Origin of the sequence: Streptomyces sp. NPDC088554, assembly GCF_044752945.1 — a bacterium.
Taxonomy (GTDB): domain Bacteria; phylum Actinomycetota; class Actinomycetes; order Streptomycetales; family Streptomycetaceae; genus Streptomyces.
Map to the genome: position 1 here is coordinate 20742 of NZ_JBIVMF010000029.1, position 20707 is coordinate 41448.

21 protein-coding genes and 2 pseudogenes are annotated in these 20707 nt (G+C 69.9%); 12 read left to right on the forward strand and 11 right to left on the reverse strand.

Features of this window, described 5'->3' with window-relative positions; translation table 11 throughout:
* Nucleotides 1-96 precede the first annotated feature (96 nt).
* The 3 genes from dapF to miaA form a co-directional block, all read right to left on the reverse strand.
* Nucleotides 97-984, reverse strand: a complete 888-nt coding sequence (gene dapF / locus ACIP8W_RS27275; RefSeq protein WP_402204998.1) for a diaminopimelate epimerase — start codon at nt 982-984, stop codon at nt 97-99.
* Between the two features lie 37 nt (nt 985-1021).
* On the reverse strand, nt 1022-1459 hold the full coding sequence (locus tag ACIP8W_RS27280) for a hypothetical protein (RefSeq protein ID WP_401949524.1): 438 nt from the start codon (nt 1457-1459) through the stop codon (nt 1022-1024).
* A 125-nt stretch (nt 1460-1584) separates the two neighbouring features.
* A complete protein-coding gene (miaA, locus tag ACIP8W_RS27285; protein WP_401949193.1) occupies nt 1585-2523 on the reverse strand; it encodes a tRNA (adenosine(37)-N6)-dimethylallyltransferase MiaA in 939 nt (312 codons plus the stop codon).
* A 237-nt stretch (nt 2524-2760) separates the two neighbouring features.
* On the opposite strand from miaA, the gene ACIP8W_RS27290 reads away from it, so the two are divergent.
* A complete protein-coding gene (locus ACIP8W_RS27290) occupies nt 2761-3003 on the forward strand; it encodes an antitoxin (protein ID WP_401949190.1) in 243 nt (80 codons plus the stop codon).
* 91 nt (nt 3004-3094) lie between these two features.
* Here ACIP8W_RS27290 and ACIP8W_RS27295 read toward each other — a convergent pair whose 3' ends face one another.
* Together ACIP8W_RS27295 and miaB are read right to left on the reverse strand one after the other, a co-directional pair.
* A complete protein-coding gene (locus ACIP8W_RS27295) occupies nt 3095-3802 on the reverse strand; it encodes a class III extradiol dioxygenase subunit B-like domain-containing protein (protein ID WP_402204999.1) in 708 nt (235 codons plus the stop codon).
* 87 nt (nt 3803-3889) lie between these two features.
* Nucleotides 3890-5377: a tRNA (N6-isopentenyl adenosine(37)-C2)-methylthiotransferase MiaB gene (miaB, locus tag ACIP8W_RS27300; protein WP_401949185.1), complete on the reverse strand. Its 1488-nt coding sequence runs from the start codon at nt 5375-5377 to the stop codon at nt 3890-3892.
* 118 nt (nt 5378-5495) lie between these two features.
* Here miaB and ACIP8W_RS27305 point away from each other — a divergent pair, with 118 nt between their 5' ends.
* Complete coding sequence (locus ACIP8W_RS27305) at nt 5496-6497, forward strand: TAXI family TRAP transporter solute-binding subunit (protein WP_401949182.1); 1002 nt, start codon at nt 5496-5498, stop codon at nt 6495-6497.
* A gap of 33 nt (nt 6498-6530) precedes the next feature.
* On the opposite strand, the gene ACIP8W_RS27310 is transcribed toward ACIP8W_RS27305, so the two are convergent.
* Nucleotides 6531-7922, reverse strand: a complete 1392-nt coding sequence (locus ACIP8W_RS27310; protein WP_401949180.1) for a sensor histidine kinase — start codon at nt 7920-7922, stop codon at nt 6531-6533.
* Nucleotides 7923-7928: 6 nt separating this feature from the next.
* Nucleotides 7929-8642, reverse strand: a complete 714-nt coding sequence (locus tag ACIP8W_RS27315) for a response regulator transcription factor (RefSeq protein WP_401949177.1) — start codon at nt 8640-8642, stop codon at nt 7929-7931.
* Between the two features lie 253 nt (nt 8643-8895).
* Between ACIP8W_RS27315 and ACIP8W_RS27320 the strand changes: the two genes are divergently transcribed.
* From ACIP8W_RS27320 to ACIP8W_RS27355, 8 genes are all read left to right on the forward strand, one after another.
* Nucleotides 8896-9681: an amino acid ABC transporter ATP-binding protein gene (locus ACIP8W_RS27320; protein ID WP_402150009.1), complete on the forward strand. Its 786-nt coding sequence runs from the start codon at nt 8896-8898 to the stop codon at nt 9679-9681.
* Between the two features lie 202 nt (nt 9682-9883).
* Nucleotides 9884-10723 (forward strand): glutamate ABC transporter substrate-binding protein, encoded by an 840-nt coding sequence (locus ACIP8W_RS27325; RefSeq protein ID WP_401949171.1) that lies wholly within the window; start codon nt 9884-9886, stop codon nt 10721-10723.
* Between the two features lie 74 nt (nt 10724-10797).
* Complete coding sequence (locus ACIP8W_RS27330) at nt 10798-11472, forward strand: amino acid ABC transporter permease (RefSeq protein WP_402205001.1); 675 nt, start codon at nt 10798-10800, stop codon at nt 11470-11472.
* Nucleotides 11469-12377: an amino acid ABC transporter permease gene (locus tag ACIP8W_RS27335; RefSeq protein WP_402205003.1), complete on the forward strand. Its 909-nt coding sequence runs from the start codon at nt 11469-11471 to the stop codon at nt 12375-12377. Before ACIP8W_RS27330 ends, ACIP8W_RS27335 begins: the two co-directional genes overlap by 4 nt.
* Nucleotides 12378-12520: 143 nt before the next feature.
* Complete coding sequence (locus ACIP8W_RS27340; protein ID WP_402205005.1) at nt 12521-14143, forward strand: FAD-dependent monooxygenase; 1623 nt, start codon at nt 12521-12523, stop codon at nt 14141-14143.
* Nucleotides 14144-14190: 47 nt separating this feature from the next.
* Nucleotides 14191-14262 (forward strand): putative leader peptide, encoded by a 72-nt coding sequence (locus tag ACIP8W_RS27345; protein WP_310851512.1) that lies wholly within the window; start codon nt 14191-14193, stop codon nt 14260-14262.
* An 81-nt stretch (nt 14263-14343) separates the two neighbouring features.
* A complete protein-coding gene (locus tag ACIP8W_RS27350; RefSeq protein ID WP_401949161.1) occupies nt 14344-14895 on the forward strand; it encodes a cysteine dioxygenase in 552 nt (183 codons plus the stop codon).
* On the forward strand, nt 14892-15278 hold the full coding sequence (locus ACIP8W_RS27355) for a rhodanese-like domain-containing protein (RefSeq protein ID WP_402205007.1): 387 nt from the start codon (nt 14892-14894) through the stop codon (nt 15276-15278). The genes ACIP8W_RS27350 and ACIP8W_RS27355 overlap by 4 nt, the downstream gene beginning before the upstream one ends.
* Before the next feature lie 245 nt (nt 15279-15523).
* Here ACIP8W_RS27355 and recX read toward each other — a convergent pair.
* Nucleotides 15524-16192, reverse strand: a pseudogene (gene recX / locus ACIP8W_RS27360) (recombination regulator RecX); the annotation flags it as partial.
* A complete protein-coding gene (gene recA / locus ACIP8W_RS27365) occupies nt 16114-17241 on the reverse strand; it encodes a recombinase RecA (protein WP_401949155.1) in 1128 nt (375 codons plus the stop codon). The gene recA and the pseudogene recX, both read right to left, overlap by 79 nt.
* A gap of 341 nt (nt 17242-17582) precedes the next feature.
* Here recA and ACIP8W_RS27370 point away from each other — a divergent pair, with 341 nt between their 5' ends.
* Entirely contained in the window at nt 17583-18080 is a 498-nt protein-coding gene (locus tag ACIP8W_RS27370) for a pyridoxamine 5'-phosphate oxidase family protein (protein WP_401949153.1), read from the forward strand.
* 29 nt (nt 18081-18109) lie between these two features.
* Here ACIP8W_RS27370 and ACIP8W_RS27375 read toward each other — a convergent pair whose 3' ends face one another.
* Nucleotides 18110-19357 (reverse strand): AI-2E family transporter, encoded by a 1248-nt coding sequence (locus tag ACIP8W_RS27375; protein WP_401949150.1) that lies wholly within the window; start codon nt 19355-19357, stop codon nt 18110-18112.
* Nucleotides 19358-19403: 46 nt separating this feature from the next.
* Nucleotides 19404-19598, reverse strand: a complete 195-nt coding sequence (locus ACIP8W_RS27380; protein WP_401949147.1) for a DUF3046 domain-containing protein — start codon at nt 19596-19598, stop codon at nt 19404-19406.
* A gap of 79 nt (nt 19599-19677) precedes the next feature.
* On the opposite strand from ACIP8W_RS27380, the pseudogene ACIP8W_RS27385 reads away from it, so the two are divergent.
* Nucleotides 19678-20601, forward strand: a pseudogene (locus tag ACIP8W_RS27385) (hypothetical protein); the annotation flags it as partial.
* Nucleotides 20602-20707: the final 106 nt, after the last annotated feature.

The window sequence follows — 20707 nt, forward strand, 5'->3', positions numbered from 1 at the left end:
GCGCCCTCCGGGCCGGTGCTTGATGCTACCGAGCCCACCACGTGGAGCAGTCCCGGTCCCGCCAGGCGTGAAACGGATCACCCATTCGAGGGAAGGTCAGCCGAGGACCGTGTTGAGCCACGCGGGGTCGATATGCCCCTCCGCGACGATCACGGCGGGTCCTGTCATCTCGATCCCGCCGTCCGGGCGTTCGGTGATGACGAGCCGTCCGCCGGGGAGATCCACGGTGTACGTGACGGGGGCACCGGTCACCGCGGGGTCGGTGCCGTCCCTGCGGGCGGCGGCGACGGCCACGGCGCACGCGCCCGTACCGCAGGAGCGGGTCTCGCCGGAGCCGCGCTCATGGACCCGCATGGCGACATGGCGCGGGCCCCGGTCGACGACGAATTCGACGTTCACACCGTCGGGGTAGACGGCGGCGGGGGTGACGGGCGGTCCGGAGAGCAGGTCCCCCGCGTGCGCCAGATCCTCGACGAAGGCGACCGCGTGCGGATTGCCCATGTTGACGTTCCTGGCTGACCAGTGGCGGTCGCCGACCGTGACGGTCACCCCTTCCCCGGACAGTACGGCGCGCCCCATGTCGACGGTGATGCCGCCGTCCTTGGCGAGGTGGGCCCTCTTCACCCCGCCCCGGGTGGCCACGGCGAGGTCGCCGGCCTCCGCATGGCCCGCGCGCTGGAGATAACGGACGAAGACCCGCACACCGTTGCCGCACATCTCGGCGATGGATCCGTCCGCGTTGCGGTAGTCCATGAACCACGTGGCCTCACCGGCCATCGCGCGCGCCTCGGGGTGCGCCTCGGACCGTACGACATGGAGCAGCCCGTCACCGCCGATGCCGGCCCGCCGGTCACAGAGGGCGGCCACGGCGCGGGGAGACAGGTCCATGGCGTTGTCCGGGTCGGGGACGATCACGAAGTCGTTCTCGGTCCCGTGGCCCTTGAGGAAGGCGATCGGCGCGTTCTGTGTGCTCACGGAATCCATCGTACGAGCAGGCACCGACAACCCGGTCCGGCGGCGGTCAGCGCAGCCTGGCGACCCGCCAGACGGCGAGGGCGACCAGGACGGCGCCCACGGTCACGTACAGGGCGATGACCCGCCAGTCCGGGCGTTCGCCCGAGGAGCGGCTGGGCAGGCCCGGCCAGGTGTGGCCGACGCGACGGGCGGCCATCATGCCCCAGCCCGCCGCGCAGCAGCTGATGAGCAGTCCGAGCATGGCGACGACCGCTCCGCCGTCGCCGGTGCCGAAGGCGAGGGGGAAGGCGAACATCAGCGAGCCGACCGTGGCGAGCGCCACGATCGGGGCGAGTTGCCAGATCCTCATTCTGCGCTGCGGCCGCAGCTCGACCTCGACCTCGGGGGTCACGGTCTCCTCCTCCGGCCCGTCAGGACTCAGCCGGGGAGCGTCGTCCGGGATGCCCGACGCCGTGGGTTCTCTGTCGCGAGGGCCGGCCTCCATCGCCACGCGCCCTCCCAAGTCGGACTCCACTGGTCGATCGATGCCCGATGGTCGACCGATGCTCGATGATGGCACGCCGGGACGTACCGCGAGGCCGCCCGGAGCGTCCCGATGCCATCACGTGATCAGGCTGTGACCGCCCGTTCGACCAACGCCAGCGCCCGGTGCGGGAGTTCCTCACGATGCTCGGCTCCGCCGCCCAGCCAGTGAACGCGCGAGTCCCGCCGAAACCAGGAATCCTGACGGCGCGCGAAGCGTTTGGTGGCGCGTACGGTTTCGGCGCGCGCCTCCTCGTCGGTGCACTCCCCCGCGAGCGCCGCCAACACCTGCTGGTAGCCGAGGGCGCGCGAGGCGGTACGCCCCTGGCGCAGCCCCCGGGCCTCCAGCACGCGTACCTCGTCCACGAGGCCCGCGTCCCACATCCGATCCACCCGCTGCGCGATGCGCGCGTCCAACTCGGGGCGGGCGACGTCGACGCCGATCTGGAGGGTGTCGTACACCGAGTCGTGGCCCGGCAGATTGGCGGTGAAGGGTTTGCCGGTGATCTCGATCACCTCCAGGGCGCGGACGATCCTGCGGCCGTTGCTGGGGAGGATCGCGCGGCCCGCCCTGGGGTCGGCGGCGCAGAGTCTGGCATGCAGGGCGCCCGACCCGCGCAGGGTGAGCTCCTCCTCCAGCCGGGTGCGCACCTCGGGGTCGGTGCCGGGGAAGTCGAGGGCGTCGACGGCGCCCCTCACGTACAGCCCGGAGCCCCCCACCAGCACGGGGGTGCGGCCCAGCGCGAGCAGCCGGTCGATCTCCGCCCGCGCGAGCCGCTGATACTCGGCGACGCTGGCCGCTTCGGTGACCTCCCAGATGTCCAGCAGATGGTGCGGAACGTCCGCGCGCTCCTCGGTCGTCAGCTTGGCGGTACCGATATCCATCCCCCGGTAGAGCTGCATGGAGTCGGCGTTGACGACCTCACCGTCGAGTTGCCGGGCGAGGTGGACGCCCAGATCGGACTTGCCGGCCGCGGTGGGACCGACGACGGCGATGACCCGCGGTGCGGTAGCTGTACTTCTCACTGCCCCAGTCTCGCAAACTTAGGTGCGCCTTCCCGAACGAGTTACGGAATGGGTGACGACGGCTTCGCTGTCTGTCGCACTTTTCCACCCTCGCGGGTATTATTTTAAGAGGTTATGGGTGTTTCTGCGCGGTTCATCCTGTGATCCATGCGGCGCGCAACGCGTCGGCAGGTAGTGACGAAAGCCGGATGGGGCACCCGCCAGTAGGCTGTTGTTACCTCCGAGGGAAGGTGGCCCATGGGCTTCCTGGATTCATTGAAGGCCAAGATCGGTCCGGCCAAGGAAAAGGTCTCCGACCTCGCGCAGCAGCACGAGGGCAAGATCCAGCAAGGGCTGGACAAGGCTGCCCGTACGGTCGATCAGAAGACCAAGGGCAAGTACAGCGACAAGATCGACTCAGGGACGGGCAAGGCGAAGGACGCCCTCGGCAAGCTCGCCCACAAGGACGACGGCACTCCCCCGCCGCCGCCCGCCTCTTGATTCTCGGTACCTCACATCCACGCACGGCTATGGCGGCCGCGGAGCGCGAACAGCGCTCCGCGGCCGCCGCCGTCCGGCTCCGTCACAAGCGTCAGGACCAGGCCGCGACGAGATACCCGACCCCGTACGGCGCGTCCTCGTAGAACAGCTCACCGCCCAGGCCCGCGTCCTCCGCCGCGCCCGCGAGCACCTGCCAGGGCGCGCGACCCGCCGCCTTCAGTACGTACGCCAGCTCCGCGTCCAGCACCTTCAGGGCCGCCACGTCCGCCGCCGCCAGGGCGCGCGCCGCCGCCGTGTCGAACCCGGCCGCCCGCTCGTCCAGATAGCCGGGCGCCTTGACCGTGCGGCACGCGCTGCCGTCGCCCATCACCAGCAGCGCCACCCGCTCGGGGCCCGCCGCGATCTCCCGTCCGGCGCGGACGCACCGCTCGGCGTCGAGGCGCTCCCCCACCCCGAGCCCGGACACCGGGGCGCTCGTCCAGCGGACCCGCTCCAGCAGCCAGGCCCCGACCGCGAGGGAGACCGGCAGTCGTTCCGTACCTTCGGGTTGACTTCCCAGTACGACACTCGTGTCCACGCCGAACCCGCGGAACGACCCCACGGCCCCCCGCGAGTACTCCCGCGTGCCGTCCTCTCCCACGGGCCCGACGACGATCAGCCGGTCGGGCCGGGCGGCGGCCAGCACCCCGAGGGCATCGGCGCACGCGGCCCGCGCCCCCTCCAGTTCGGGGGCCGCTCCGGCCGCCACGGCGGGGACGAGCAGCGGCGGACTGGGACATACGGCAGCGGATACGAGCATGATCCGCAGCCTAGAGGACCGGCTCCCGGCCGTCAGCCGCCGACCGGGCCGGGTCTTTCGCTCGCCCTCGCACGCCCGCCGCGCCCCTCACTCGACTGAGCAGCCGCCCGTCACGGCCGGCAGTGGGGCCGGTACGCCGATCTTCGGCAGCCCGAGCAGGACCCCCGCGGGCTTCACCGGTCCTGCCGCGTTGCGGCGCTCCCAGGCGTCCCCGGCGCGGGTACGCCGTACCTTCGGGGAAGGGCCTTCGGCGAGCAGATGGTGGGGTGCCGCGTACGTGATCTCGACGGTCACCACATCGCCCGGCCGCGCTTCCTCGTCGGGCTGGGTGAAGTGGACCAGGCGGTTGTCCGCGGCGCGCCCGGAGAGCCGATGGGTGGCGCCGTCCTTGCGGCCCTCGCCCTCGGCGACCATGACCTCCAGCGTCCGCCCGACCTGCTTCTTGTTCTCCGCCCAGGAGATCTCCTCCTGGAGGGCGGACAGCCGCATATAGCGTTCCTGGACGACCGCCTTGGGGATCTGCCCCTCCATCTCGGCGGCCGGGGTCCCGGGACGCTTGGAGTACTGGAAGGTGAAGGCCTGCGCGAAGCGGGCCTCCCGGACGACCTTCATGGTCTCCTCGAAGTCCTCCTCGGTCTCGCCGGGGAAGCCCACGATGATGTCGGTGGAGATGGCCGCGTGCGGAATGGCGGCACGGACCTTGTCGATGATGCCCAGGTAGCGGTCCTGCCGGTACGAACGGCGCATCGCCTTCAGGACGGTGTCCGAGCCGGACTGGAGCGGCATATGGAGCTGGGGCATCACATTCGGCGTCTCGGCCATCGCCGCGATCACGTCGTCCGTGAAGTCGCGCGGATGCGGCGAGGTGAACCGCACCCGCTCCAGGCCCCCGATCGCGCCACAGGCACGCAGCAGCTTGGAGAACGCCTCGCGGTCCCCCATGTCGGAGCCGTACGCGTTGACGTTCTGGCCCAGCAGGGTGATCTCGGAGACGCCCTCGGCGACCAGGGCCTCGATCTCGGCCAGGATGTCTCCCGGCCGCCGGTCCTTCTCCTTGCCGCGCAGCGCGGGGACGATGCAGAAGGTGCAGGTGTTGTTGCAGCCGACCGAGATGGAGACCCACGCGGCGTAGGCGGACTCGCGGCGGGTCGGCAGCGTGGAGGGGAACGCCTCCAGCGACTCGGCGATCTCGACCTGCGCCTCTTCCTGGACCCGCGCGCGCTCCAGCAGGACGGGCAGCTTGCCGATGTTGTGTGTGCCGAACACGACATCCACCCAGGGCGCCCGCCGCACGATGGTGTCGCGGTCCTTCTGCGCGAGACAGCCGCCGACGGCGATCTGCATGCCCGGCCGCTTCGTCTTCATCGGCGCGAGCCGGCCGAGATTTCCGTACAGCTTGTTGTCGGCGTTCTCCCGCACCGCACAGGTGTTGAAAACGACGACGTCGGCGTCCCCGTCGGCGTCTTCGGGCGCGCGGACGTATCCGGCTCCCTCCAGCAGGCCCGACAGCCGCTCGGAGTCGTGGACATTCATCTGGCACCCGTAGGTGCGCACCTCGTAAGTCTTCGCGCTCATCTCGCCCACCAGGGTACGGGGTCGGCCGGGACCGCCGACCGGGGATTCCCCGGGTCGCCCGTGGCGACCTCATGCCAGGGCCTGGCCATTACGGGGAGTGACCTGACAGGATCGGTGCATGGTGACCTTTCCCGCCCGTATCGGACTCGGCCTCGTGCTGCGGGGCGCCGCCGCCCTCGCGGTGGTGCTCGGGCTGCTGGTGTGGTGGCTGCTGCCGGTCGGCGCCTCGTCCCCGAAGGGCTCGGTCACGTTCAGTACGGGGGTGACGACGGGGGTCTACCAGCGGTACGGCACGCTGCTGCGGGAGGACCTCGCCCGCGATCTGCCGAATGTGTCGGTCAAGCTGCGCGACAGCCAGGGCTCCCAGGAGAACCTCGCGCGCGTGGCGAGCGGCAAGGCCGATTTCACGATCGCCACCGCCGACGCCGTCGCCGAATACCAGAAGGACGGCGAGCCCGGCGCGGACCTGCTGCGCGGCTGCGCCCGGCTGTACGACGACTATGTGCAGCTGATAGCCGCCAAGTCCTCGGACATCCGCTCCGCCGCCGATCTGCGCGGCAGGACGGTGGGCGTGGGACAGGAGAGATCAGGGGTCCGGCTGATAGCCAACCGCGTGATGACGGCCGCCGGGCTCGATCCCAGGAAAAGCATCACCCCGATCTCGGCGGGGATCGACACCATGCCGAAGCTCCTCGAAGAGGGCAAGCTCGACGCCTTCTTCTGGTCGGGCGGGCTGCCGACCGGCGCCGTACAGGACCTGTCGCAGCGCTTCGCCATTCGACTGGTGCCGCTGGAGCCCGCTCTGATCAGCAGGTTGCACGCCTCGGGCGAGGCCGCCTCGCGCTACTACCGCGCCGCGACGATACCCGCCGACGCCTACGGGAAGGCCCAGGACAACACGGCCGTATCGACGGTCGCGGTGGCGAATCTGCTGGTCACCACGGAACGGACGGACCCGGGGCTGGTCGAGGGCTTCACCCGTACCGTCATCAGGAGCCGGGACCGGATAGGCGATGTCGTGCACCCCGCGCAGTTGGTGGACCTGCGGACAGCGATCTATACGGACCCTCTGCCGCTCCACAAGGGCGCCATGCGGTACTACCAGACGGCCAAGCCCTGAGGCGCCGGATCCCGGAGTCCCGAGAAGCCCGGCTCAGTGTGTCGGTGAGGATCTCGGGACGCTGATCGTGACCCGCAGGCCGTGCGGTTCGGCATGGCCGTACGCGATGGAGCCACCGCCCGCCGCGAGCAGCGCCCGGGTGATGGACAGGCCGAGCCCCGACCCCTTGACGTTCTGGTGCTGGTTGCTGCGCCAGAAGCGGTCGCCGATCCGTGAGATCTCGTCGTCGGTGAGGCCTGGACCGCTGTCGTCGATGACGATCGTGGAGGTCTCGCCGTCGCGCCCCACGGTGACGGTGACCTCCTCCCCCGGCGGGGTGAACTTGAGCGCGTTGTCGATCACGGCGTCCAGGGCGCTGGAGAGCGCGATGGGATCGGCCCAGGCGGTGACCGCGGCGCGGTGCTCGGTCAGCCGTACGCCCTTCTCCTCGGCGAGCGCCCGCCAGGAGGCCACCCGCTCGGCCGCCAGCTCGCCGATATCGGTAAGCCTCAGATCGGCGGCGGCGTGCTCGGCCAGGGCCAGCCCCAGCAGATCGTCGAGGACCTGGGCGAGCCGCTTCCCCTCGGTCCGTACCGCGGCGATCTCCTCGTTGCCCTCGGGCAGTTCGAGACCGAGCAGTTCGATACGGAGCAACAGCGCCGCGAGCGGATTGCGCAGCTGATGGGAGGCATCGGCGACAAAGGCGCGCTGCTGCTCCAGCACATCCTCGACGTTGTCGGCCATCTCGTTGAACGCGCCCGCCAGCCGGCGCAGTTCGGGCGGGCCGCCGGCCGCGGCGACCCGGGACTTCATCCGGCCGGTGGCGATGTCATGGGCGACCGCGTCCAGCACCCGTACCGGACGGAGCACCCAGCCCGTCAGCCGGATGGCGGCCCCGACCGCGACCAGCATGGCCAGTGCCTCGCCCACGGCGATGACCAGCCAGCCCTTGAGAATGCGGGAGCGCATCCGCTCGGTCGGCGAGTCGGTCACCACGACCGCGACGACGTCCCCGTCCCGTACGACCGGCGAGTCCACGATGAGCCGACCGGTCTGCCAGGGCCAGACCTGCTCGGGATCACCGCTGCGGCGGCCCAGCAGGGCCTCCTCGAAGGACCTGCGCCCCTGGCCTGTCGCGGGCACGCGCCAGTTCTTCGGAGCGCGGGCCATGGCCTTGTTGTTGCGGTAGAAGACGCCGACCTTGATCCCGTACACCTCGTGATAGCGGATCAGCTCCTCCTCCAGCAGCTCGCGCCGCTCCTTGGCGCCGGGGCGGCCCTCGGCGACGAGCTGGGCGAGGGCCGCGACGCGCGACGTGTCGTCGATGCGGTCGACGACGACGTTCTGTTGCTCCGCGGCCGCCAGACTCACGGCGAGCGGAAACCCCAGGGCGAGAAGAACGCCGGCCATGAGGATGATCAGCAGTGGCAGCAGTCGAGTACGCACCGGGCGTTACGGCTCCTGGTGCGCGGCCGGGACGACAAGCCGGTAACCGACGCCCCGCACCGTCTCGATCAGCGCCGGCATCCCGAGCTTGCCGCGCAGGGAGGCCACATGGACCTCCAGCGTGCGGCCCGTCCCTTCCCAACTGGTGCGCCACACCTCACTGATGATCTGCTCGCGGCCGAAGACGACGCCCGGCCGCTGCGCGAGCAGGGCCAGCAGGTCGAACTCCTTGCGGGTCAGCTGCACGGGCGTGCCGTCGACAGTGACCCGCCGGGTGGGCAGTTCGAGGGTGAGGCGTCCCAGCCGCTGAGCCGTGCCGGGCAGCGGCCCCGGCTCCTCGCCGCCCACGGTGCGCCGGCTGACGGCGTGGATACGGGCGAGCAGTTCGCCGGTGTCGTACGGCTTGACCACGTAGTCGTCGGCGCCGAGGTTGAGGCCATGGATCCGCGACCGGACATCGGCCCGCGCGGTCACCATGATCACCGGGGTAGCGGTGATCTTCCGGATCTTCCCGCAGACCTGGTAGCCGTCCTGGTCGGGCAGGCCGAGGTCGAGCAGCACCACGCCGAACGGTGTCCTGCCCACATTCGCGGCGGGCAGCAGCGCCTGGAGGGCCTCTTCCCCGCTGCGGGCATGGACCACCTGGAATCCGTGCTTGGCGAGCACGGCCGACAAGGCGGCGGCGACATGGTTGTCGTCCTCCACGAGCAGCAGTCTCACGGGCCCCCTCAGCGGTCGCGGTCGAGTCGAGTACGTATCTGGCATCCACGCTCATCGCGTCGTATCAGTCAAGTGTCTCCCCGTTATGCCGGGGTTTCCGTTACCTACCCGGTACTCCTCGCACTTCCTTCTTCGGAAGGTATGTCCGGTTGCGGCCGGATCGTTATGCTCAAGTTCAGCTCAGATGTAATGACGCTGATCGCAGTGCGTGACTATGGTCCTCCCCAACCGAGTGGGACGGAGCAAAAAGCCGATGAGCGGAGTGTCAGCGATCAAGGGCACCCAGGACGCCGTACGGGCGGCGGGCGATCTGGTCGTACTGAGCAACGTGAACAAGCACTTCGGCGCGTTGCACGTGCTCCAGGACATCGACCTGACCATCGCCCGTGGCGAGGTCGTGGTCGTGATCGGGCCTTCGGGGTCCGGCAAGTCCACGCTGTGCCGCACCATCAACCGCCTGGAGTCGATCGACTCGGGTTCGATCACGATCGACGGCAAGCCGCTGCCCGAGGAGGGCAGGGAGCTGGCGCGGCTGCGCGCCGATGTCGGCATGGTCTTCCAGTCGTTCAACCTCTTCGCGCACAAGACGGTGCTGGAGAACGTCATGCTGGGCCAGCTCAAGGTCCGCAAGACGGACAAGAAGACCGCTGAGAACAACGCGCGCTCGCTGCTGGACCGGGTGGGTGTCGGCTCGCAGGCGGACAAGTACCCCGCCCAGCTCTCGGGCGGCCAGCAGCAGCGTGTCGCCATCGCGCGGGCGCTGGCGATGGGGCCCAAGGTGATGCTCTTCGACGAGCCGACCTCGGCGCTCGACCCCGAGATGATCAATGAAGTCCTTGAGGTCATGCAGCAGTTGGCGCGCGACGGGATGACGATGGTCGTCGTCACCCACGAGATGGGCTTCGCCCGCTCCGCCGCGAACCGCGTCGTCTTCATGGCCGACGGCCGGATCGTCGAAGAGGCCACCCCCGACGCGTTCTTCAGCAACCCGCGCAGCGACCGCGCGAAGGACTTCCTGTCGAAGATCCTGCACCACTGAACCCCACGCACCACAGCACCACCTCGGTGAGCACCGGCCCCATCGGTATCGGGGCGTTGCTCACCGGATCGGCTGTTCGCGGCACTTCAGCACAGTTCTCGTACGGCTCGACAGCTGCGGTTTTACGGCTCATGGCTCACGGTTCCCCGCCTGTTTCGGCGGAACCTGTTCGTTCACGTCTCACCACGAGGGAAGTTCACGCATGAAGCTTCAGAAGGCAAGCGCGGCGGCCGCCGCCGCTCTGGTCCTCGCCCTGACCGCCACCGCCTGTGGTGGCGGCGGCAAGGACGGCAGCAGCGCCGGCAGCGCTGGCGACAAGATCACCATCGGCATCAAGTTCGACCAGCCCGGTATCGGTCTGAAGAAGCCGGACGGCACCTACGCCGGCTTCGACGTCGACGTCGCCACCTACGTCGCCAAGCAGCTGGGCTACGACGCCAAGAACATCATCTGGAAAGAGGCTCCCAGCGCCGAGCGCGAGAACCTGATCTCCAACGGTGACGTGAAGTTCGTCGTCGCGAGCTACTCGATCAACGACGAGCGCAAGAAGAAGGTCGACTTCGCCGGCCCGTACCTCCTCGCCCACCAGGACCTGCTGGTCCGCGCGGACGACAACTCCATCACCAAGGCTTCGGACCTGAACTCCAAGAAGCTGTGTTCGGTCACGGGCTCCACCTCGGCGCAGAACGTCCACGACAAGCTCGCGCCCAAGGCCGACCTCCAGGAGTTCGGTGGCTACTCCGAGTGCCTGACCGGCCTGCAGAACAAGGCCGTTGACGCCCTGACCACGGACGACTCCATCCTCGCGGGCTACGCCTCGCAGAAGGAGCTCCAGGGCAAGTTCAAGCTCCTGGGCCTCAAGCTCAGCGACGAGAACTACGGCATCGGCCTCAAGAAGGGCGACACCGAGCTGCAGAAGAAGATCAACGCCGCGCTGACCAAGATGGAGTCGGACGGTTCCTGGCAGAAGGCCGTGACCGCCAACTTCGGTCCCGCCGGATACAAGAACGAGCCTGCCCCGAAGATCACCGAAGGCAGCTGAGACCGCAGTGACGCGCCGCCGGCCCGGCCGGCGGCGCGTACCGAACAGCCAACCAGGGGAGAGCGCGGGGCATCGTGTTCGACTTTCTTGATTCCGGGCAGTACGACCTGCTCGGCGCCTTCTGGGTGACGGTGCAACTCACCCTCTACTCCGCAGCCGGTTCCCTCATATGGGGAACGCTGCTGGCCGGGATGCGTGTCAGTCCCGTGCCTCTCATGCGTGTCTTCGGCACCGGATACGTCAATCTGGTACGTAACACCCCACTGACGCTGGTCCTCATCGGCTGCTCGCTGGGGCTCTACCAGACCCTTGGAGTCACCCTCGGCGGCGGGGACTCCAAGTCCATCGGCTTCCGGCTGGCCGTACTGGGTCTGATCGCGTACACCGGCACCTTCGTCTGCGAGTCCCTGCGGTCCGGCATCAACACCGTGCCCGTCGGTCAGGCGGAGGCCGCCCGCGCCCTGGGGCTGAACTTCTTCCAGGTGCTGACCCTGATCGTGCTCCCCCAGGCGTTCCGGTCCGTCGTGGCGCCGCTGGCCAATGTGCTGATCGCCCTCACCAAGAACACCACGGTCGCCTCGGCGATCGGGGTCGCCGAGGCCTCGGCACTGATGAAGACCATGATCGAGAACGAAACCAGCGCGCTCTTCGCGGTCTTCGCGATATTCGCCTTCGGCTTCATCGTTCTCACCCTCCCGACCGGTCTGGTCCTGGGCTGGGTCAGCAAGCGAGTGGCGGTGAAGCGATGAGTGCCTCGTCCGTTCTTTATGACACCCCCGGTAAGCGCGCCAAGCGGCGCAACATCATCTACACGATCGTGTTCCTGGTGCTCTTCGCACTCGCCGCCTGGTGGGTGCTGGCCGCGATGGCCGAGAAGGACCAGTTGGCGTCCGAGAAGTGGAGCCCGTTCGTCACGGACTCCCGGGTGTGGACGACCTATCTGCTGCCGGGGCTGGGCAACACCCTCAAGGCGGCGGCCCTGTCCATCGTGATCGCGCTGCCGTTCGGTGCGCTGCTCGGTATCGGCAGGCTCTCCGACCACGCCTGGGTGCGGGTGCCCGTCGGCGTCGTGGTCGAGTTCTTCCGCGCGATCCCGGTGCTGCTGATGATGGTGTTCGGCGCCGCGCTGTACGTGCAGTTCAGCGATCTCTCGTCCGACATCAGGCCGCTGTACGCGGTGGTGACCGGCCTGGTCCTCTACAACGCCTCGGTCATCGCCGAGATCGTCCGGGCAGGCATCCTCACGCTGCCGCGCGGCCAGACCGACGCCGCTAAGGCGATCGGGATGCGCAAGGGCCAGACCATGTCGTACGTCCTGCTGCCGCAGGCGGTGACCGCGATGCTGCCCGCGCTGGTCAGCCAGCTGGTCGTGATCGTCAAGGACACCGCGCTGGGCGGCGCGCTGCTCGGATTCTCCGAGCTGCTCTCGCAGAACCGCGCGATCACCGCGAACTACGGCGCGAACACCATCGCGACGCTGGTCGTCATCGCCCTGATCTACATCGTTCTGAACTCCCTGCTCACCGCCTTCGCCGGGTGGCTGGAGAAGTGGCTGCGGCGCGGCAAGAAGAGCAGCGGGGAGGTTCCCCGCACCGGAGAGCCTCATACGGCCCACGGTCCGGGGCACACCGTGGACGGTGTACACGCCGCCTGAGACGGATGGGACGGGGGGTGCACGCACCGCCCAGCCCGTCGCTTGACGCGGGAACCCCCAGTGGGTTGCATACGTTCTGTGATCACACACCGGGCTCCTACCGCCCTTGACCGTATGACCGCACGGGCCGGAGGGGTCGCGCCGTGGACCCGGTGATCGTCGCCGGCGCGGGCCCCGTCGGGCTCGCGCTCGCCCTGGCACTCGCCGCCCAGGACGTCCCCTCCGTCGTTCTCGACGAAGGGGACGGTACGGACGCCCCCCGCCCGGCGCGTACCGCCATACTGCGCCCGGACACCGCCGCCCTGGTGGCCCGGCTCGGCTGCACCACCCTCCGTGACGAGGGGACCCGCTGGTCCGGCTGGCGCCTGATGCGGCGCAAGCAGCTGACCCGGGAGCTGCCGCTCGGCGAGGACGGCGACGGCTCACCGGCGCCTCTGCACATCCCCCAGCACGCCCTGTCGCACGGTCTGCGCGACGCCATCGCCGGGCAGGACCTGGTCCGTGTGATCACCGGCAGCCGGATCGACTCCCTGGAGCAGGACGGCCGTGGCGTCACCGTGCACACACGCGGCCCCGGCGCGACCTGGTGGCGCGGCAGCCATCTGGTGGGCTGCGACGGAGCCAGGTCCACGGTCCGCAAGCTGCTCGGCATCCGCTTTCCCGGGCGTACGGCGGTGGAACGGCACGCCGTCGCCGCGCTGCGCACCGATCTCCCCTGGCCCGGCGAGGCGCTGCTGCACCGGCAGCCGCCCTGGCGCGACGGTGGCGAGGAGGTGTCCGCCAGGCCCCTCTCCGACGGGGTGTGGCGGCTCGACTGGCTGCTGCCCTCCCGGGGCGAGTTGGTCACGCCCGACGCGCTGGTGGCCCGTTTGAGGGACACTCTGGCCGGCTGGTGCGGTGAGACCCCGCCGTACGAACTGCTCGACACCGGCGTCTACACGCTGCACCACCGGCTGGCCAGGCGCTGGCGCTCGGGCCGGGCCTTCCTCGCCGGGGACGCGGCCCATCTGCTCGGGGCGGTGGGCACCCAGGGGCTGGACGAGGGGCTGCGGGACGTCGGCAATCTCGCCTGGAAGGTGGCCGAGGACTGGCACCACGGGGCGTCGGAGATCCTGCTCGACAGCTACCAGGCCGAGCGGCGCACCGCTGTCGCCGCGCGGCTGCGGGCGGCCGATCAGTCGCTGCCGATACTGCGGGGCGGCGGCGGGCTGCGGACGTACATGCCCGGCGCCGCGCGCGGGCACGACACGCTGCTCGCCGACGGGCATCTCGGGAACGGGCCGCTGGGCGCGCCGCCGTCCTATCCGTACTCCCCCCTCGCTGCCCCGTACGCCGAGGCGCAGACCACGGTGGGGACGCCCCCCGGCGGGCCGGTCGCCGATGTGCGGGTGACCACGCCGGACGGCGCGACCGTACGGATCGGGGAGCGGTTCGGGCTCGGCCGGCTGCTGGTGGTGCTGGTCGCGCCGGGTACCGGGGTGTGGGACCGGCGGCACTGGCTGACCGCGGGGGTGATGCCCCGGCTCGCCGCGGCGGTGAACGCGCTGCCGGTACGGGCCGAGCTGCTGGTCGCCGAGGCGTATCCGGGCGCTTCCGCGCACAACGTGCTGCTCGTGCGGCCGGACGGGCATCTGGTGGCGGCCTTCGGCGGAGTGCGCCCTCTGGAGCTGTACGCGGCGGCGGACGCTGCGCGCGGGGGCACTCCGTCCGCCCACGCGGAGCCGGACGCGCCGGTAACTACCGACCGTACCGCGAACGTCAATTGACCGTCGCGGGCCCGCATGGTGTACTCCGAAGCGTGACCGACACCGATGTGCGCCTGTGGCGGAGGGTCCATATGGACCTGCTCCGCTATGCGGGCTGCGTGTGTCGCCCGTCCTGCTGATTTCGCCTCTGTTCTCTCCACGCGCTCGCCGCGCCGCATCGTGGCAGGGCGCGACCCCGCGAATTTCTCAGGACGGTCACCATGTCTGTTCCCGTACGTATTTCCGCGCCCGACGGAGCGGCTCCGGTCCCTGCGGCCTCCGGGCCCACCCCCGCCGAGCTGCTCGATTTCGTCCGCCGGACAGCCACCGACAGCGCGCTGGTCGCCTCGCTGCCTCTCGACCCGGAGGGCAGGACCTGGATCCGGCTCGACGGTCCCTCGGGCAGCGAGGCATGGCTGATCGGCTGGCCGCCGGGCACGGGCACCGGCTGGCACGACCACGGCGGCTCGCACGGAGCGTTCGCCACGGCCTCGGGCACCCTCAAGGAGGACTCGCTCGCGGCCCGGCTGCCCACCGAGGGGTGGAAGACCCTGGAACTGGCCGAGGGCATCGACCGCGAGCGCCGGCTGACAGCGGGCGAGAGCCGGGCGTTCGGCAAGCACCATGTACACGAGGTGCGCAATGAGTCCGGGGCCGAGCACGCCGTCTCCGTCCACGCCTACTTCCCGCCGCTGCCGCTGATGCGGCGCTACAGCCGCACGGGTGCGGTGCTCCGTCTTGAGCAGGTCGAGCGTCCCCAGGAGTGGCAGTGAGCGACCGGGTGGGGATCGACGAACTGCTGGAGCGGGTACGCGCGGACCTGGACCGTGTGGAACCCCGGGAGGCCCTCGCCGCGGCCGCCGCCGGAGCGCTGCTGGTGGATATCCGGTACGCCGCGCTGCGCGACCGTGACGGGCTGATCCCCGGCTCCCTCGTCGTCGAGCGCAACGAGCTGGAGTGGCGGCTCGATCCGCAGGGCAGCCATCGCGCGGCCGAGGCCACCGGCCACGATCTGCGGGTGGTGGTCATCTGCAACGAGGGGTACGCGTCCAGCCTCGCGGCGGCGTCCCTGCGACAACTGGGACTGCACCGCGCGACCGACCTCGTCGGAGGCTTCCAGGCGTGGAAGGCGGAGGGGCTGCCGGTATCGCGGTGAGCGCGACGCGGGCGCAGCATGCCGCCCGCCCGCCACGCACCGCCGTATCCGTGCATGAAGCCCGCGTACGGGAACGGACCGGCATCCGGTGTGGGGCAAGCCCCGCCCTCGCGGTACGGAAGGCACCGCCCCCAGGTGCAGCGGGCGCGCGGCCCCCGTCCGGGTCCCCCGGACTCTTTCTGCTCCCAGATCCTCCAGGCCCTTATGATCCCGAGTCCTCCAAGCTCTCCGGTCCTTCTGCTCCTCTAGTAGAGGTTCTCGTCCAGTCCCTCGGTATCCTCCCCCTCTTCTTCCAATGCCTGTCTGACCACACGCAGTGCCATGCCCTCCGGATAGCCCTTGCGGGCCAGCATTCCCGCGAGCCGCCGCACCCGCCGGTCGCGCTCCAGACCACGGGTGGTGCGGAGTTTGCGGGCGACCAGCTCACGGGCGGTGGCTTCCTCCCGGTCGGAGTCGAGCTGCCCGACCGCCTCGTGGATCAGAGCGGCGTCCACCCCTTTCGTACGCAGCTCCCGCGCGAGGGCGCGCCGGGCAAGGCCCCGGCCGTGATGCCGGGACTCCACCCAGGCGTCCGCGAACGCCGCGTCGTCGATCAGCCCCACATCCTCGAAACGGGAGAGCACCTCCTGCGCGATGTCCTCGGGGATCTCCCGTTTCTCCAGCGCGTCCGCCAGTTGTCTACGGGTGCGGGGGGTCCCGGTGAGCAGGCGCAAACAGATCGCCCGCGCCCGCTCCGCCGGATCCTGGGGCGACAGCTCCTGCTCGGCCCTCGACGAGTCGGAGTCGCCGCCCGGCTTCTCTGTTCGCCGCCTCTTTGCGTAAGGCACGGTCCGAACTAGCTCTTGGCCGTTGCCGCCCTGGCCGGCTTGGCCTTGGCGGCGGGGGCGGGCACGGCCTTCAGCGGGTCCCCTGCCGAGGCTGTGGCGACGGCCGCGTCCGGACCGGGCTCGGCTCCGGCCGCCTCCGGCTTGACCCCGATCCCGAGCTTCTCCAGGATCTTCTTCTCGATCTCATTGGCGAGATCGGGGTTGTCCTTGAGGAAGTTGCGGGAGTTCTCCTTGCCCTGACCGAGCTGATCGCCCTCGTACGTGTACCAGGCGCCGGCCTTCCGTACGAAGCCGTGCTCCACGCCCATGTCGATCAGACCGCCCTCGCGGCTGATTCCGTGGCCGTAGAGGATGTCGAATTCGGCCTGCTTGAAGGGCGGTGCGACCTTGTTCTTGACGACCTTGACGCGGGTGCGGTTACCGACGGCTTCGGTGCCGTCCTTCAGCGTCTCGATACGACGGATGTCGAGACGCACCGAGGCGTAGAACTTGAGCGCCCGGCCACCGGTCGTGGTCTCCGGCGAGCCGAACATCACACCGATCTTCTCGCGGAGCTGGTTGATGAAGATCGCGGTGGTCTTGGACTGGTTGAGCGCGCTGGTGATCTTCCGGAGCGCCTGGCTCATCAGCCGTGCTTGCAGACCCACGTGCGAGTCACCCATCTCGCCCTCGATCTCCGCGCGTGGCACCAGAGCCGCGACGGAGTCGATGACGATCAGGTCGATCGCACCGGAGCGGACCAGCATGTCCACGATCTCCAGCGCCTGCTCGCCGTTGTCCGGCTGGGACAGCAGCAGGCTGTCGATGTCGACGCCGAGCTTCTTCGCGTACTCCGGGTCGAGGGCGTGTTCGGCGTCCACGAAGGCCACCGAGCCGCCGAGCCGCTGCGCGTTGGCCACGGCGTGCAGCGTCAGAGTCGTCTTTCCGGAGGACTCCGGTCCGTACACCTCCACCACTCGGCCGCGCGGCAGACCGCCGACGCCGAGAGCGACGTCCAGCGCGGTCGACCCGGTGGGGATGACCTCGATGGGCTCGTTCGGCCGGTCGCCCAGGCGCATCACCGCGCCCTTTCCGAATTGCCGTTCAATCTGTGCGAGAGCGGCGTCCAACGCCTTCTCGCGGTCGGTTCCTGCCATGGGTTCCACCCGATTTGCTTGAGTCGATCGCTTCACGTCGATGACGCTATCCCCTGCCACTGACAACGCGTCCCGACGCCCTCCCGGCCTGTGGACAACTTCGGACGGTCGCCCCCGGGCACACCCGCCACGCCACCACACATCCACGCCGGCCGGCCCCGGGAAACACCGCCCGCCACCCCATGAGAATAGATGTTCGATTTCAGTGTCAAGCGCATCCCTCCGCGGACTCGCCGTGTCGCGCCCGCACCGGACGGAGCTCCGGACGAGGCGCGGTCGGCGACCGAAGGCTCTTAAACTGGGGCGTACTGGTGAACGACCGCTGAAAGGTGGGTCCGACCGTGGAGCCAAGCGAGATCGCCGAGGTTCTGAACCGTCCGCTCAGCCAGGAGCTCCTGGCCCGCGACCTGACCCGACTGGCCTACGTCGCCAAGGACGGCACCCCCCGGGCCATCCCGATCGGGTTCGTCTGGAACGGCTCGGAAATCGTTATGTGCACATCGAAGAACGCCCCGAAGCTACCGGCCCTGCGCCGCAATCCGACGGTCGCCCTGACGATCGACACCGAGGTGCATCCGCCGAAGATCCTGCTCATCCGCGGCCGGGCGGGGCTGGATACCGTCGAGGGCATCCCTGACGAGTACTTTCAGGCGAGCGGCAGCTACAAGATGACGCCCGAGCAACGGGTCGAGTGGGAGGCCGGCGTCCGCTCGCTCTACAACGGAATGGTCCGGATCGTCGTGACCCCGACATGGGCGAAGCTGATCGACTTCGAGACGACCCTCCCGAGCGCGGTCGAGGAACTGATCCGGCAGCGGGACGAACGTCAGCACGCCTGAACACCGCGGTGTCATGGCTCACGCCCGGCTCAGGACCGTCCGCCATCGCCTCCGCGCAGCCGCCGCAGCTGCGCCAGGAGCGGGACGGGGCCGCGCGGCCTGCGGCCCCGCACCATCGGGTCGTCCATCACGTCGTACCGCTTCACATACGCCCCGAGGAAGGCCTGGAGCGTGGCGATCGCCGGGATCGCGATCAGCGCGCCGACCGCGCCCAGTAGCGCCGTACCGGCGACGACCGAGCCGAAGGCCACGGCAGGATGGATGTCGACGGTCCTGGCGGTCAGCTTCGGCTGGAGCATGTAGTTCTCGAACTGCTGGTAGATCACCACGAAACCGAGCACCCACAGCGCGTACCAGGGGGCGACCGTGAAGGCGATCAGCATCGGCAGGGCACCCGCCAGATAGGTGCCGATGGTCGGGATGAACTGGGAGACCAGCCCGACCCACACCGCGAGCACCGGGGCGTACGGCACGCCGAGGATCTCCAGCAGGATGTAGTGGGCGGCACCGGAGATGAGCGCCATCAGCCCGCGTGAGTAGAGATACCCGCCGGTCTTGTCGACCGCGATCTCCCAGGCGCGCAGCACCTCGGCCTGCCGGGCGGGCGGGAGCACGGAGCAGAGCCCGCGCCGCAGCCGGGGGCCGTCCGCGGCGAAGTAGAACGAGAACAGGAAGATCGTCAACAGCCGGAACAGCCCGCCCAGCACGGTGGTGGAGACGTCGAGGACGCCGGTCGCGCTGTTCTGCACGTACCTCTGCAACCAGTCGGAGTGCAGCAGGCTGTCCTGGACCTCGACCCTCGACAGTTCCGTACGGAAGTTCTCGTTGATCCAGTTGATCACCGAGTCCAGATACTCCGGGAAGGACTCGACCATGTCGATGATCTGACTCGCCAGTATCGAGCCGAGCATCACGACAAAGCCGACGCTCACGACCAGCACACCGAAGAAGACGAGGAAAGTGGCGAGTCCTCGCCGCAGACCGCGGTCCGCCATCCGGCCGACGGCGGGCTCCACCGCCAGCGCCAGGAAAAAGGCGATCAGCACATTGATCAGCAGTCCGATGAGCTGATGAAACGCCCAACTGCCCAGCTGGAAACAGGCGACGAGCGCCAGCGCCAGGACCATGGCACGCGGCAGCCACCGGGGCATCCGGACCTGACCGGCGCCGCCGTCCCCCGGGCTGATTGGCCCCGGCACGGGAGGCGCGGCCTGTGGAGGGACCGTGGGCGGGGCCGACGGGGGCGTGTCCGGTGCGGTGTTGTCTGTCGCTGCCACGGATCAAGTCTGGCCTACGGCACGGACATCGGGTCCCGCAGCCTCGTCAGCGCTTCTCCGCCGGAACGCCCACAGCCGAACAGACCGCGCGCCAGACGTCCTTGGCCTCCCAGCCGGCGTCGAGCGCCTCGTGCACCGTACGGCCGCCCAGCTCGGTCATCACATGGTCACGGGCGAAGGAATCCGCGTAGGCCGCACCGAAGTGGTCCGCCATCCGCTCCCAGAAAATCGTCAACCGCATGCCCTCAGTATCCCGCCCCTGAGAGTGCAGCCGGGCCCGTCCCCCTTGCTCCCGGCCGTTTGCGCCCTACGGTCGGAACATGGCTGGCACCGCAGGATCCACCGCGTCCCCCCTCTCCCGCGCCGAACACTTCGTCTGGCTGACCGCCCGGGTGCTCGAACAACGTCTGTTCGCCCACCACTTCCTGAACGGCGGGACGGGCGGGGGAGAGGAAGCCGTCGAGGCCGCGCTCACCGCGTACCGCGAGGAGGACGGCGGGTACGGACACGGTCTCGAACCCGATCTGCGCGGCCCCGTCAGCCAGCCCCTCCACACCGCGCACGCGCTGCGGGTCCTCGACTCCATCGGACGCTGCGACGGGCCCCGGGTGGAACGGATCTGCCGCTATCTGACCGCCGTGTCGACCCCGGAGGGAGCGCTGCCCGCGTTCCATCCCTCCGCTCGGGACTATCCATTCGCGCCCTTCCTGCCGGTCGTCGACGACCCGCCGGGCGAACTGCTCGCGACGGGCCCGGTGGTCGGGCTCCTGCACCGCAACGAGGTATGGCACGCCTGGCTCTTCCGGGCCACCGACTTCTGTTGGGCCGCCGTCGCAAACCTGGCGAAGTCACATCCGTACGAGATCCAGGCCGCGGTCGCCTTCCTGGACGGCGTCCCCGACCGGGCGCGGGCCGAGACGGCGGCGGACCGGCTCGGCCGGCTGGTACGGGACCAGGGGCTGGCGGTACTGGATCCCGGGCGCCGCGCGGAGCACCCCGTACCACCGGGGTACGCGCCGGGTGAGCACCACTTTCCGCACGACTACGCGCGCGTGCCCCAGTCCCTGGCCCGCCGCTGGTTCACGGACGGCGAGATGGAGCGGTCGCTCGACTTCCTCGCCGGTCAGCAGCTGTCGGACGGCGGCTGGCCGGTCACCTGGCGCGAGTGGGCGCCGGGGACCTCACTGGAGTCCCGGCCGATCGTCACCATCGAGGCGCTGCGGATCCTGCGGGCCCATGGCCGGGGGGGGGGGGGGGGCCCCCCCCCCCCCCCCCCCCCCCCCCCCCCCCCCCCCCCCCCCCCCCCCCCCCCCCCCCCCCCCCCCCCCCCCCCCGCCCCCCCCCCCCCGT